The 14,573-nt window shown below is 33.6% G+C and carries 12 protein-coding genes; 6 read left to right on the forward strand and 6 right to left on the reverse strand.

What is annotated here, in order from left to right:
- Positions 1-50: 50 nt before the first annotated feature.
- Both ASG22_RS07110 and ASG22_RS07115 read right to left on the reverse strand, forming a co-directional pair.
- Positions 51-1,805: a peptide MFS transporter gene (locus tag ASG22_RS07110; RefSeq protein ID WP_055982532.1), complete on the reverse strand. Its 1,755-nt coding sequence runs from the start codon at positions 1,803-1,805 to the stop codon at positions 51-53.
- Positions 1,806-1,938: 133 nt separating this feature from the next.
- Positions 1,939-3,594, reverse strand: coding sequence for a peptide MFS transporter (locus tag ASG22_RS07115; RefSeq protein WP_055982534.1), 1,656 nt, complete (start codon positions 3,592-3,594; stop codon positions 1,939-1,941).
- 171 nt (positions 3,595-3,765) lie between these two features.
- Between ASG22_RS07115 and ASG22_RS07120 the strand changes: the two genes are divergently transcribed.
- On the forward strand, positions 3,766-4,227 hold the full coding sequence (locus ASG22_RS07120; protein ID WP_055982536.1) for a hypothetical protein: 462 nt from the start codon (positions 3,766-3,768) through the stop codon (positions 4,225-4,227).
- Positions 4,228-4,306: 79 nt separating this feature from the next.
- On the opposite strand, the gene ASG22_RS07125 is transcribed toward ASG22_RS07120, so the two are convergent.
- The gene (locus tag ASG22_RS07125) at positions 4,307-6,436 is read right to left on the reverse strand and encodes a S9 family peptidase (RefSeq protein ID WP_055983464.1); all 2,130 of its coding nucleotides are present in this window, start codon (positions 6,434-6,436) and stop codon (positions 4,307-4,309) included.
- Between the two features lie 107 nt (positions 6,437-6,543).
- Entirely contained in the window at positions 6,544-6,723 is a 180-nt protein-coding gene (locus tag ASG22_RS07130) for a bacteriocin-like protein (protein WP_131726164.1), read from the reverse strand.
- A gap of 126 nt (positions 6,724-6,849) precedes the next feature.
- Here ASG22_RS07130 and ASG22_RS07135 point away from each other — a divergent pair, with 126 nt between their 5' ends.
- Together ASG22_RS07135 and ASG22_RS07140 are read left to right on the forward strand one after the other, a co-directional pair.
- Positions 6,850-7,323 carry a hypothetical protein gene (locus ASG22_RS07135; protein ID WP_055982540.1) on the forward strand — a complete coding sequence of 158 codons (474 nt, stop codon included), beginning with the start codon at positions 6,850-6,852 and terminating at the stop codon, positions 7,321-7,323.
- An 11-nt stretch (positions 7,324-7,334) separates the two neighbouring features.
- Positions 7,335-7,520, forward strand: a complete 186-nt coding sequence (locus ASG22_RS07140) for a DUF6496 domain-containing protein (RefSeq protein WP_055982541.1) — start codon at positions 7,335-7,337, stop codon at positions 7,518-7,520.
- Between the two features lie 202 nt (positions 7,521-7,722).
- On the opposite strand, the gene glgP is transcribed toward ASG22_RS07140, so the two are convergent.
- Positions 7,723-9,387: an alpha-glucan family phosphorylase gene (gene glgP / locus ASG22_RS07145; RefSeq protein ID WP_055982543.1), complete on the reverse strand. Its 1,665-nt coding sequence runs from the start codon at positions 9,385-9,387 to the stop codon at positions 7,723-7,725.
- Positions 9,388-9,585: 198 nt separating this feature from the next.
- Between glgP and ASG22_RS07150 the strand changes: the two genes are divergently transcribed.
- Together ASG22_RS07150 and ASG22_RS07155 are read left to right on the forward strand one after the other, a co-directional pair.
- Entirely contained in the window at positions 9,586-10,383 is a 798-nt protein-coding gene (locus ASG22_RS07150; protein ID WP_055982544.1) for a hypothetical protein, read from the forward strand.
- A 134-nt stretch (positions 10,384-10,517) separates the two neighbouring features.
- Positions 10,518-12,614 carry a T9SS type B sorting domain-containing protein gene (locus tag ASG22_RS07155; protein WP_055982546.1) on the forward strand — a complete coding sequence of 699 codons (2,097 nt, stop codon included), beginning with the start codon at positions 10,518-10,520 and terminating at the stop codon, positions 12,612-12,614.
- A gap of 44 nt (positions 12,615-12,658) precedes the next feature.
- Here ASG22_RS07155 and ASG22_RS07160 read toward each other — a convergent pair whose 3' ends face one another.
- The gene (locus ASG22_RS07160; protein ID WP_157844709.1) at positions 12,659-12,994 is read right to left on the reverse strand and encodes a nuclear transport factor 2 family protein; all 336 of its coding nucleotides are present in this window, start codon (positions 12,992-12,994) and stop codon (positions 12,659-12,661) included.
- A gap of 195 nt (positions 12,995-13,189) precedes the next feature.
- Here ASG22_RS07160 and mtaB point away from each other — a divergent pair, with 195 nt between their 5' ends.
- The gene (gene mtaB / locus ASG22_RS07165; RefSeq protein ID WP_055982550.1) at positions 13,190-14,536 is read left to right on the forward strand and encodes a tRNA (N(6)-L-threonylcarbamoyladenosine(37)-C(2))-methylthiotransferase MtaB; all 1,347 of its coding nucleotides are present in this window, start codon (positions 13,190-13,192) and stop codon (positions 14,534-14,536) included.
- Positions 14,537-14,573: the final 37 nt, after the last annotated feature.

Here is a 14,573-nt window from a genome sequence, read left to right on the forward strand (position 1 = left end):
AAAAAACCTCCGACTTAGCAGAGGTTTTCATTATATTTTATTGATGCGGATTAGTTTACACCGTGCATCATTTTCTTTAAGATTGGTGAAATTAAAGCTAAAATTACCGCAGCAATACCACAAAGAACTACGAATACCATGAAGAATTCGAATAAGTTGTGGATTTCAAATCCTACAAAAGTTGGATTTGCTAAAGGTAATTGAGCTTTTTCGAAAGCAGCAACCTGATCTGCATTTAAAGTCACTTTTTTATCTAAAACATCTTGAAGATTTACTCCAATTTCCTGTGCTTTAGAGAATTTATCTCCTGTAGCAGGAATTAGTGCTCCTAAAGAACCTGCCAAAGCGTAACCTGCAGCATTAGAAATAAAGAAAACTCCGTATAATAAAGAAGCGAATCTTTTTGGAGCCAATTTACCTACCAAAGATAAACCGATTGGTGATAAGCAAAGTTCACCACAAGTCTGAATGAAATATAATACCATCAGCCATTTGATTGCCAATAATCCTGAATTTCCAAGATCTTTAACATTGTGTGCGATGATGAAATAACTTAAAGCAATTAAAGCAAGACCCATAGCCTGTTTCATAGGAGAAACCGGTTCTTTTCCTTTCGCTCTTAATTTATCCCAACACAAACTGAAAGGAACTGCTAAAGCAACAACGAAAATACCATTGAAAATCTGAACCATTGAAGGCGGCATATTCCATCCAAAGATGTTTCTGTCTGTTTGGTTATCTGCAATAAATGTTAATGAAGAACCTGCCTGCTCGAAAGCTGCCCAAAAGAAAATGATAAAAAATGATACGATATAAATTACCCAGATTCTTTGTCTTTCAATCTTGTTTTCAGCTGAACTCATAATTAAGAACGCCAAAGAAATACCTGCGGCATAAATAAAAGGATAAATAATTCCTTTAATTAATTGCCCCATTTCTACTGCCTTGAACCCGAATTCTCCCACTAATAAATATCTAAACACAAAGAATAAAACAACAAAAATAGCTCCTGTAATTCCTAAAGCAGAACCTGAGAATTTTGCAGTTTGAGTTTCTCCTTCTTCGAAATCTTCACTTGTATTGTTTTTTGGTAAACCTCCGATAGGTCTTCCTTCGGGTGTTACAACATATTTATTTTTAAGAATAAAGAACGTAATTGTTCCGATTACCATTGCAATAGAAGCTGCTAAGAATCCCCATTTGAAAGCAAAAATATCTCTTACTCCCGTTGTTGCATCTTTCACATCTCCTACGTATGGACAGATAAACTGACCTAAGAACGCTCCAATGTTAATCCCCATATAGAAAATGGTGAATGCAGAGTCTAATTTTGATTTTTCTTGCTTTGGGTAAAGACTTCCCACCATTGAGGAAATGTTTGGCTTGAAGAATCCGTTACCAAAAATAATAACGAATAGTGCCAGCCACATGATTGTCTTTGCACTTCCAAGATCTGCCGAGAAACTCGATGCACTTATGAATAGTAAAAACTGACCAATTGCCATTAAAGATCCACCAATTAAAATGGCGTTTCTGTTTCCGATATATTTATCGGCAATAAAACCTCCCAAAAGAGGAGTAAGATAACATAAAGCTAAAAACCCACCATAGATGATTGCTGCATCTGCTTCTTTTATTAATAAGGAATTTACCATGAAAAGCGTCAATAGTGCTCTCATTCCGTAAAAATTGAAACGCTCCCACATTTCGGTTCCGAAAAGAACCCATAATCCTTTTGGATGTCTGGAACCTTTATTCTCTACAAATTCATCCTGTTTCGGACTTAATGCTTCAATATTATCCATTTTTATTGTTAATTTTTGTTAAGACTGACAAATATAGTTTTTTTTGGGTTTTCGGCAAGGTTTTAATTTTATAATTAAATAAAAAAGCTGCAGAATGATTCTACAGCTTCATATTCTTTATGATAAGGTAATATTAATGTCCTTTTTCTTTCATGATTTTATTTAATTTTTTTAACATGGAAAGTCCTAAAAGTGTGGCAAATATCAATAAAGCAAAATTCACAAGGAAATAATTCATTTTATTATCATAGCTGTACCATGTGCTTGCCAGAATTCCTGAAAGTTTGTTCCCTACTGAGTTTGCGAGGAAAAAACCTCCCATCATTAAGGCGGTAAGTCTTGCAGGGGAAAGTTTAGAAACAAAAGAAAGTCCCATCGGCGACAGGCAAAGTTCTCCGATTGTAATGACTCCATAGCTCGCTACCAGCCACAATGCTGAAACTTTCACGACTCCGTTTTCTCCAGCCATTACAGCAAGTACCATAACCAAACAGGAGAGCGCCGAAATAAATAAACCTAAAACAATTTTTGTTGGCGTTAAAGGTTCTTTTCCTTTTCGTCTTAGCAGTGCCCAAAAGCCTACGACAACAGGTGTTAAGGCAATTACCCAAAACGGATTTATAGATTGGAAGAGTTCGGTATTATATAAAAAGACTTGCTTTTCAGGATTTTGTTCTAATGAAGCCTTTTGTTCGGGCGAAATATTTTTAAAATAAACATCTTTTCCTGTTACTTTAATGGCTTTACCGTTATCATCTTTTTGAGACTGATATTGGTCGTTATATACAGGAACTTCCTTATCCTTGTAGCTTTTTCCTTCCACCATATAAATATCTTCCAATGGTTTTTCAAGTGAGGCAGGAACACTTCTGTCGGTGTAATAATTTGCCCATCTTGTTAAGGCTGTTCCATTTTGTTTGAAAACTGCCCAAAAGAACATACTGATCATAAATACCAATAGAAGTGCACCGATAGAAGATTTCTCTTCAGGCTTAGCTTTAAAGTATAATGAAACATAAAAATAAATCACGGGAATACAAGCTAAGATGAAGGCGTCTGTACTATCGCTTCCGAAGATATTTCCTGGGATCATCCAACCAATTGCTCCAGCAATGATAGCGGGTAAAAATACTTTAAGCAGAATTTCAGAAAGCTTGGTGTCGCCTTCCTGTACAGGTTTCATTTGTGCTGCGTGGATATAATGTTTTCTACCAATGGTAAAAATGACCATACCGATTAACATGCCGACTCCGGCAGTGATGAATGCTTCGCCCCAACCGAATTTATTTCGCATAAATGCTGCAATAATGTTGCAAATAAACGCTCCAATATTAATTCCCATGTAAAAAATATTGTATCCGGAATCTTTATTGGCTTTATATGGTTCCTCAGAATACAGATTTCCAAGTAATGTAGAAATCGTAGGTTTAAAGAAACCATTTCCAATGATAATTAAAGCTAATGAAGAATAAAACAACGTAAGATCTTTGAAAACTCCCATTCCGATATAGCCGGCTGCCATTAAAATTCCTCCTATGTAAATAGATTTGATATATCCTAACACTCTATCTGCCAAAAATCCTCCGATAAAAGGTGTCAGATAAGTTAGAGCGATATAAGTTCCAAAAATGTCGTCTGCCGTTTTATCAGGAAGTCCTAGACCACCTTTGGAACCAGTCGGTTCAATAACATACAATACGAAAATTCCGAGAATTAAATAATATCCGAAACGTTCCCACATTTCAGTAAAGAAGAGGAAAGGCAATCCTTTAGGATGTTTAGTCTTCATAGTTGATAATTTCAAATTTCACAAATATAAAATTTTAAAAAGAATAATTGAATTTTATTAAATTTGAATAAATAAAACTACACAAAATATATTTGTCAGTGAAAACTAAGATTGTATATTCATTTAGTGAAGACTGATTTTAATAAAAATTGTATTTAATGCTAAAACTGAATGGAAAAACTTCTGATAGCATCAATTGAAAAATATTTGGATCTTTTTGATTCTAGAGATACTTTTATCACCGAGAATGCTTTTAAGGCGATGCTTCATCATTATTTAGAAGTTAAAATGGTTGATTTTTATTTAAATGTAAACCCAAATGATATGTTTATCTTACGTTATGATAGTTTAGGCATTTCAATCACAACTAAAAGTTACAACTATCTTCGAATAGAGTTTCAAAGAGCTTTTAGATTCGATAATGAGGAAGATGCAATTCAAATAAGATTGGAATTACATTTCGAAAATATTTTAGATAATTCTAGATATGATGAGTATTTTGAACTATCAACAAGTGATTCCGATAATGTTTTTGAAGATAGAATCAATAGTTTAATGGATAATTTTTTTTATAAGCAGGTAACAAAAATGAAACCCACACATTATGGTTTATCAGTTCATTATGATTTTTAAGAGCATGACTAAAATTTCGCCTCAATAATAAAAAAATCACTCAAAGCTTGAGTGATTTTTTTATGTGATTTTTCGGAAATTATAAATTCTCCAAAATAAAATCAGTCATTTTCTGATATAATTGAGGTCTTGTCTGTCCGCCGTAGATTCCGTGGTTTTTATCAGGATACGCCATAAAATCAAATTGTTTTTTGTTTTGAATCAGCGCTTCTGAGAATTCCATAGAATTTTGAAAATGTACATTATCATCGGCAGTTCCGTGAATTAATAAGAATTTTCCTTTCAATAAATTAGCATATTCGGTTGGTGAATTTCTATCATAACCATCAGGGTTTTCCTGTGGTGTTCTTAAAAATCTTTCGGTGTAAACAGAATCATAATATCTCCAGTTGGTAACTGGTGCTACTGCAATTCCCATTTTGAAAACATCGGCACCTTTTGTCATTGCCAAACTCGTCATATAACCTCCGAAACTCCATCCGAACATTCCGATTCTGGATTTATCAATGTAAGATTGATTTCCAAACCATTTTGCAGCGGTAATCTGATCTTCTATTTCATGTTTTCCTAAATTCATGTACGTTACTTTCTTGAATTTAGCGCCTTTGTAACCCGTTCCACGTCCGTCAACACAAGCAACGATGTAGCCTTTTTGCGCTAACATTTCAAACCAGATTCCGTTTCCATTGTCCCAAGAGTTTGCAACTTGCTGAGATCCCGGACCAGAATATTGAAACATGAATAATGGATATTTCTTGTTTTTATCAAAATTTTTAGGCTTAATAATCCACGCATTCATCTGATCTCCCACATCGTTTGGAATGGTGATGAATTCTTTTTCAGTGAAATTATCAGCTTTTAATTTTTGAAGCTGAGCATCATTATTCTGAAGTTCTTTTACCACTTTTCCTTTCCCGTCTTTTAATACAAACATATAAGGTTTTGCAGCGGTAGATGATGTTTCAATGAAATAATTATAGTTTTTACTGAAATTTGCAGAATTATTTCCTTCAGTATTTGAAATCAACTGAGATTTTCCGTTTTCAATATTAATTTTTGAAATGACTTTATTGATACTTCCTTTTTCGGTGGTCTGAACGTAGATTTCTTTAGATTTTGGATTATAACCGTAATAATCGGTTACTTCCCAGTTTCCTTTTGTTACCTGTTTTTTCAGTTTTCCATCTTTGTCGTACCAGTATAAATGACGGTTTCCATCTCTTTCAGAACCCCAAAGGAAAGAATTATCTTCTAAAAATTCTAAAGTCGGACTGTCTGTATCAATCCACTTTTCATCAGTTTCTGTGAATAATTTCTGAACAGCTCCCGTTTTTGTATTCACTTTTAACACATCAGAAGCATTTTGAATTCTGTCGGAAGTAAGCAATACAATTTCGTCAGGTTTCGCCGTCTGAATAACGTTTGGAATATAATAATGTTTGTAGTTATCTAAATTAACTTTCGTTTTTTTTCCGTCACTTAACTGATAAATATGTGCAGAAGCCACTGAGTTTTTTTCTCCCGCTTTTGGATATTTATAACGCATTTCACCTGGATAAAGCGTTTTGCCATAAATCGGAATATAAATTTCCGGAACTTCCGTTTCGTCTAGTTTTACAAAAAGAATAGCATCCGAATTTTTTGTCCATTCATATAATCTTGCGTGCCCGAATTCTTCTTCATACACCCAGTCTGCAAGACCGTTTAAAATTTTATTCTTAACACCATGCTTAGTAACCTGTGTAATTGTTCCTGAATTTAAATCCTGATAAAAAATATTATTATCAACGATGAAAGCTATTTTCGTAGCATCAGGAGAAAATCTCGGTTCCTGAATAAATTTACCTTCATTTAAAGAAATTACTTTCCCTGATTTTAAATCTTTTACATCAAATTTTCCTAAAAAAGAATGTCTGTAAATTGGCTGACTTTCCTTTTGCAAAAGAATTTTAGACTCATCATCAGAAAATTCATAGCTTTCGAATTGTCCGTCGACCAAGTTTCCTTCTTTTTGAGAAGTTTTATAAGAATATTTTGCAATTCCGCCTTGTTCGATGATCAGATAATTTTCACCGTTTTTCATGGAAGTGATTCCGGCAATGCCTTTCCCACGGTAATATCCTGAATATATTTTATCTAAAGTGATTTCCTGTGCTGATACACTTTGGAAAGCTGCAGCAATTGTAAGCGTTAGTAAGAATTTTTTCATTTCTAATTTTAAAGAATTCAAATTTAATAATTCTTGATAATATTTTAGCATAAATAAAAAAAACAGAACTCTGATGAATTCTGTTTATTTAATTATTTTTAAAGATTTTAATCCTGTGGAGGAAGACATACAGGTAAATCTGTTGCACAAGGGCTGTTCAGCATACTTAAAGCATAATAAATTGTAACTTGGCAAGTTGCTTCATCATAACATCTTTTCATTCCTGGTAAAATTCCACCTTTCACTTCTTTTAGCTGTTCTCTTGAGATTTTTTTGAGATTTTTCATAATGATTATAATTTTTAATAACGGCTCTAATTTAATGAAAAATATCATTCATTAGTGAAATTTTAAATAAAAAGTATTTTGGCAAATAAATTGAATATATAAACTATAATCAAATCAATAATAATTATGGAAACGAATGCCTTTAACCAAAAACTAAATCGATACGAGTTAGATAACCAAATAATATATACAGGATTCTCAAGTTTTAATGATGCACAGGAATGTGCGAACAAAAAAAACGGAGAATTGGTGGAAGTAGGGTTCAAAGACGGAAATGACAATCCAGAAATTTGTAGTGATGCAGATTTAATTGAAAAAAAACTTCATTATTTTGTAGATGCAGGTGCAGAATATAAATTTATCCATTCATCTGATCCTGGTTTTAGAAAATATGCTGATGAATTGCAGAAAATTAAAGCAAAACTTCAACAATCTCCACCTGATGAAAGATATTTAGCGAATTTTGAAATTGAAAATGCAGAAGATCCGATTGTTGTGATTAAAAATGATCAATTTGAATCGGTAACTTCAAGAGAGCGTTCAAAATATTTGAAACATGCTAAAGTTTACGAAATAGGAGTAGCTGTACCAAAATCTTAAAATATAATATCATGAGCAAGACAAAATATTCAGAAAAAGCTCAGGACAAAGTTGGAAAGGTAATGCACGAATTCAAAGAAGGAAAATTGAAATCTTCCTCGGGTGAAAAAGTTACAAGCAGAAAACAGGCAATTGCCATCGGGATTTCTGAAGCGAAAGAATCAGGTTTAAAAGTGCCTAAAAAGAAAAAAGATTAATTAAATAAAAACGGTCTGAAAATTTTTTCAAACCGTTTTTTTTATTCATTTTCAAACCAATTATAATATTTTCATCGTCATTTCGATTAATTTTCGAAATGAAATGAAGAGAATGTATCGAGATTTTTTAAATAAATTTCTCGATACGATTTTTTCAAAATCTACTCTAAATGACGGAGTAATATTTACTCTCTTTCAAGAATTATTCTTTATAATTATACAAAACTCTATAATATTCATCAGCCATTCTATCGCTGTTGAAGTGATCTTTTACATCATCCATAGAATTATACTGAATTTTCCTCCATTGGTCTGGCTGATCATAATAAGTTGGAAGAATTTCGTTTTCAAGAATTTCATATAACTTGTTTAAGTCGTAATTATCCTGTTCATAAATACTCATATTCATATAATCTGCTTTTGGAACTACAAAAGAATTTTCTCCGTGTTTTGCAAATTCAGGAATCCAGCCGTCATCTGTTGATAAGTTAATCGATCCATTCATTGCTGCTGTCATTCCTGAAGTTCCTGAAGCTTCTCTTGGAACTCTAGGATTATTTAACCACAAATCTGAACCTTGTTTCAGAGATTTACTTAATGACAATTCGTAACCCGTCAAAACTGCCATGTTTTTGTAGTTTTTGCTTTCTTCAACCAAAGAATTAAAGGTAGAAATCGAAGAATAATCCATCGGATAGGGTTTTCCGGCCCAGATAATCTGCACCGGATATTTTGGATGATTTAATAATTTGTAAAATCTTGCTTTATCATGTAACAGCAAATCTGCACGTTTATAACCTGCAAATCTCCTTGCCCAAACAATCGTGAAAACATTTGGATTAAATAGATTTCCCGTTTGGTCTGCTACAATTTTAAATAATCTCTTTTTTAAATGCTTTTTACGAAAATCAAAAACTGTTTCGTCATTTTCATCTTTAGCGTTATAAAGCGGTTTATCTGCCCAATATTTGAATTCCTGAGCGTTGGTAATGGAAGTAATTTCACAAATTCCCGGATATTTGCTCCACATGGCTCTTGAAACTACGCCGTGAAGCTGGGAAACTCCGTTGGCAACTTTCGCCATTTTCAACGCACAAAGAGAATGATTGAATTTATCATCATCAAAACCTTCGATATTTTTTGCTTCTTCTATGCTGAATCCTGAAAAATACGACATATCGTGGCAAAGTCTTACATTATGTTTTTCATTTCCTGCTTCTTCGGGAGTATGAGTCGTGAAAACTAACTTTTCTTTTACTTTATTTAAATCTCCATTGTACTTTTTCAATAAATGAAAAGAAGCGGGCAGTCCGTGTGCTTCATTTAAATGATAAATATCTCTTTCAATATTCAGTTCATCCAGCAATTGCGCACCGCCTTTTCCTAATAAAATATATTGAGCCAATTTTGTAGATTCATTCGCATCATACAGCTTATGACTGATTGTTTTTGAAACATGATCATTTTCAGCAACATCCGTTGAGAGGAAGAACATCGGAGCGGTGTGAAAGATTTCAGGGTCAAGGTAATAGACTTTTACCCAAACCGGTGCGCTGTGAATTTCGATCTGAAATTTGATGCCCGTATCTTCCAGAAAACTGTACATTTTCTTTGTCCACGTTGGCTGTAAGGTCTGGTCGTGATTTCTCGCCTGATCGTAATAACCGAATTTCCAGAGAATCCCGATTCCTATCAAATCTTGTTTCAAATTATAAGCACTTCTCATGTGAGAGCCTGCTAAAAATCCCAGTCCTCCCGAATATATTTTCAGAACCTGCTCAATGGCAAATTCCATAGAAAAATAGGCAACTTTTTTTGAATATTGTGGATTGACGCTGAAGGGTATTTTAAAATTCTTAAAATCCATATATAATAGTTTAGTGTTTGAAGAGTAAAGGTATCGATTATGATAGTTAAACCCTACATTAATTATCTGATAAATTAACTTTAAAAATGTTTGTTGAATCTCTTTTTTAATTACCTTTAATGTGTAAATTTTTGAAAATCAAAACCTTTCTGATGTGAAACCTCGGTTTTATATGCTGTAACGATAATAAATTTAAGCATGAAAAAGGCATTTTCTGAAGAAGATTTAATTAAAAATCTGAGTTTATATTATCTGAATCGACATTTGAAAAAAAAGCCGATCGAAAAATATCATCGTACTATAGACGAATCCCGTCTTCATGACCGTGAAAAATACAAGAAGAAAGCAGAAATTTTACTTCTTAATTCATTTATGCATCATTTTCCTGAAGTTAAGTTTGAGGATTTAACGTGCGAAAGCCCCGACTTCATTGCAAAATTAAATGACAAAAAAATCGGAATAGAATTAACTGAAGTGATCAATCATCTTGAAATGAAAAAGGTGGAAAGCAGTTTAAACAAAATTTTCCGTCAGGCAGAAATATTATTGGAACAGGAAGACACTACGAAATATCGTGGTGTTTATTTTTTAGAATTCAACTCAAATATGAAATTGGATTCTCTGGAAAATCAACAGGAAATTATTCTTAATATTTACAAAAGTATTAAAAAAGCTAAGCCCTTTGGTTGTGTAAAAAGCGTAAGAAAATCTTTTCACCGCAGAAATGTTTTTATTACTCATGAATATAATATGAATCTTTTTGATGAATTGTGTTCAGAGAAAATTTTGGAATTAATAGAGAAAAAGAATGAAAAATTCCCGTATTATGATACTTCTGTTGATGAATGCTGGCTCGTTATCGTGTCAGATATGAATTCTATTGCTTCCCGTTATACTTTTATTCAGGATAAAGAACATTTGCATGAAGTAAAAAGTCCGTTTCATAAAATTTTTCATCTGGAAAATCTTTGCGGAAATATCACGAGTATAAAGTAATTTGTTGTCAAAATTTCATTGTTTTTCCTTTTTTATTGAATTATGATTCTTTAATTTTGTTAATATTGATATAATTTCTTTATATTTGATATACACTGTTTTAGGATTAAAAATTAATAACAAATTGAAAATATATGAAAAAACTTTTACTACTTTTTTTACTGTTTATATCACAAATATTCTTCTCTCAGGCCGATTGTTCAACGGCACTCAGCGTTTGTGGAAATTCGGATATTACCTATTCACCTTCGGGAATTGGCTCAGTCAACGAAAGCTTAGGAGGATGTATGGTATCGGGTGAGCATAATTCTATCTGGTATAAAATTACCATTGCTACAGGTGGAACTCTTACTTTTAATCTTATTCCCGCAGATCCGGATGCAGATTATGACTGGGCAGTCTACGGACCGAACGTTACCTGTGGAAGCTTAGGTGCTCCGATACGTTGTAATGCAGCAACTGTTATCGGAGTTGGCGCAGCTACAGGATTGAATATGACAAGTACAATTCTGAGTGCGGCAGGAGGTTCTACAACTCCCTATTGCAGATATTTGGATGTTTTACCGGGTCAAACGTACTATTTGTATATTGATAACTGGGTTGATGTTTTTAATCCTACATTGGCTCCTTTTTCTTTAACTTGGGGAGGAACGGCTACGTTGGCATCACCATTTAATGATCCTATTATACAGCCGAAACCTTTTGTTCCACCGGGAATTCCGGCGGCAAATCCTGCAAATCCTAAAGAAGTAATCGTCTGTGAAACTCCTGCTATATTTAATTTTTCTACTTTATCTGTAGGAATTTTAAATGGCAATCCTAATTTTGAAATAAGTTATCATGTCTCACAAAATGATGCTTTGTCGGGGGCAAATCCTATTTTATCTCCGCAGACGATTAATACGACTACAACGTATTATTATAGTATTCATTATCAGGATCCGGCAAATCCGACTAATCCTATTAACGGTTGCAGACAGATTGGACCGTTTAAGTTTAAACTTGGAAATATTTCTGGTACAAATGTTACGCTTTTTGGCTGTAATAATAACAATGTGGGTTTGGCGACATTCAACCTTACGACGGCAGCTGTTTTTGGCGATCCTTTGGCAACAAAAAAATATTATGAAACGATGTCAGATCTGAATTTGGGTGTTAATGAAATCCCCAATCCGACAGCTTTTGTTTCTGCTGAAGGAACTGTTTATGTGAAAATTACTTCTCAGTTCGGATGTACTGCTGTTGCACAGATTTTTCTGAAATTTTATCCTGTTGTGGTCGTAAATGATGCGACTTTAAGAGCTTGTTTTATTGATTCAAATCCTTCAATGGGATCGTTTGATCTTACTCTTGCCGCGGTAACCACACAGTCTGGAATTACTAAAACATATTATCCTTCTTTAGCAGATGCTCAAAACGGAACTAATCAGATACTTTCTGCAAATCCTTACATTGCGCCAAATGGAGTTATATTTATAAAAGTTACTAACGGAAACGGATGTTTTGCCATTGCTAAAGTAACATTAGTAGTTATTCCGCCGGTTTATTCAAATATTCTGGAAGATAAAATTATCTGTATAGAAGATAAAACAACATTAGATGCGGGTCCCGGATTTGCCAGCTACGAATGGAGCACGGGCGCAACTACTCAGACGATTACTAACGTCGGAGTTGGAACATATTGGGTAAAACTAAAAACCGGACAATGTATTACAACACAAAAGGTAAAAGTTTATCCTTCTGAGCAACCTGTCATCGCAAATGTTGAAATTGCGAGTACCACGGTTACTGTAAACGTTATAGGAGGAACTGCTCCTTATAAATATTCAATGGATGGGATTAATTGGCAGGATTCTAATGTATTTAATAATGTTCCGAGAGGTGATAATTATATTCATGTGAAAGATGCTTACGACTGTGAACCAATTGATATTACGATTGTTGTGCCTAATTTGGTAAACGTTATCACGCCAAATGGAGACGGTATTAATGATGTGATAGATTATTCAGCATTGGGAAATAAACAAAACTTGATATTCAATATTTTTGACAGATATGGAACTAAGATTTTCCAGGCAGATAAATCCAACGGCTATAAATGGGACGGAACAATTGCCGGCAAAAAAGTTCCGACTGGCACATATTGGTATTCGGTAACCTGGAATGAAAATGATAAAAAGAGCACCTTATTCAAATATTCAGGATGGGTGATGGTAAAAAACAGGGAATAAAATAATGTTTAAAATAGAAAAACCGTCGCAAGAGTGGCGGTTTTTTAATTAAATACTTTTGTATCTTTAAAATAATCAGAGAGATATAGGATTTTACCGCATTTCGAAAACTGAATGATTGTGCAGATTTCGTTTTCATAAGTTCCTTTTCCCGACAGATTTCCTAAAGAATTAGTTTGATAAAAATATTTTTCATTTCCCAAAGAAAAAATCTCAGAAACACGCCATTCAATATTTTCGTAACGCCTGAAGATAGCTCTGAATAAAGCTAAAATTCTGTTCTTGCCTGAAATTTCTTTAGAAGGCGGAATCCATATTGTACTTTCGTCCGTAAACCATTTTTCAAGATGATCTGTATCTAAAGAATTTAAATCTTTCATAAAATGACTGATTTTACAATTCATATTTTCCGTTTACTATTAATATACGTGAAAAATCTTAACTTGGTTTTTATTTTAGCAGTATGATTCTCGATTAAACCGGATTATGAAAGATAAAACAGATCGATAGATCGAATCAATTTATAAATAATATTAAATTGCTATCTTTGCACCACTAAAATTCAGGAGTAAATAATGTTAAATTTTCACAAAACTGCCGCATTTCACACCCTTGGCTGCAAATTAAATTTTGCGGAAACATCTACTATTGCCCGTCAATTAACAGATGCAGGGTATGACAAGGTAAGTTTCGATGAAAAAGCGAATATCTATGTTATCAACACTTGTTCAGTAACTGAAAACGCCGATCGTGAGTGCAAACTTCACGTAAAAAGAGCGATGAAAGCCAATCCTGATGGTTTGGTAGTGATCGTTGGGTGTTATGCACAGTTGAAACCTGAAGAAATTTCACAAATTACTGGTGTTGATTTAGTTCTTGGAGCTAAAGAAAAATTCAATATTCTAAGTTATCTTGATGATTTGGAGAAATCTGAAAATGAAGGAATCGTTCATTCTTGCGAAATTGAGGAGACTGATTTCTTTATCGGAAGTTATTCCATTGGTGACAGAACAAGAGCTTTTTTGAAAGTTCAGGACGGTTGTGATTATAAATGTACCTATTGTACTATTCCTTTGGCAAGAGGGATTTCCCGTTCAGACACCATCGAAAATGTGATTGAGAATGCCAAAGAAATTGCGGCAAAAGATATCAAAGAAATTGTTTTAACTGGCGTGAATATCGGTGATTATGGTAAAGGTGAATTTGGAAACAAAAAACACGAACATACCTTTTTAGATTTGATTTCAGAATTAAATCGGGTTGAAGGAATCGAAAGAATCCGTATTTCGTCTATCGAACCAAATCTTTTAAAAGATGAGAGTATCGAGCTGGTTTCAAAAAGTAAGAGCTTTGTTCCGCATTTTCATATTCCTTTGCAATCCGGAAGTGATGATTTGCTGAAGAAAATGAAGCGTCGTTATTTAACAAAATTATATAACGACAGAGTTCATAAAATTCGTGAAGTAATGCCTGATGCTGCAATCGGTGTTGATATTATTGTTGGCTTTCCTGGTGAAACAGAAGAAAAATTCATGGAAACATATAATTTCTTGAATGATCTTCCGATTACATATCTTCACGTTTTCACATATTCTGAAAGAGAAAATACCGAAGCGGTAGGAATGGAAGGGATTGTACCGATTCCTGAAAGAAAAAAACGTAATAAAATGCTGAGAATTCTTTCTGAAAAGAAAAAGATGGCATTTTATCAGACTCAGCTTGGTAAAACGCTTCCCGTACTTTGGGAACATGAAAATAAAGATGGGAAAATGTTCGGTTTCACAGAGAATTATGTGAGAGTGCAGAAGGATTTTGACCAAACCTTTGTAAACCAGATCGAATTTCTAAAATTAGAGAAAATCCTGTCAGATGGCACGGTTTCTGTGCAGTCGTCTTACGAAAGTTTTTTAGCAAAAGCGTAGTCTGTTTGCCGAATTTCCACTACATTTAGTTATAACT

The organism is Chryseobacterium sp. Leaf405 (assembly GCF_001425355.1).
In the GTDB taxonomy this organism is placed as follows: Bacteria; Bacteroidota; Bacteroidia; order Flavobacteriales; family Weeksellaceae; genus Chryseobacterium.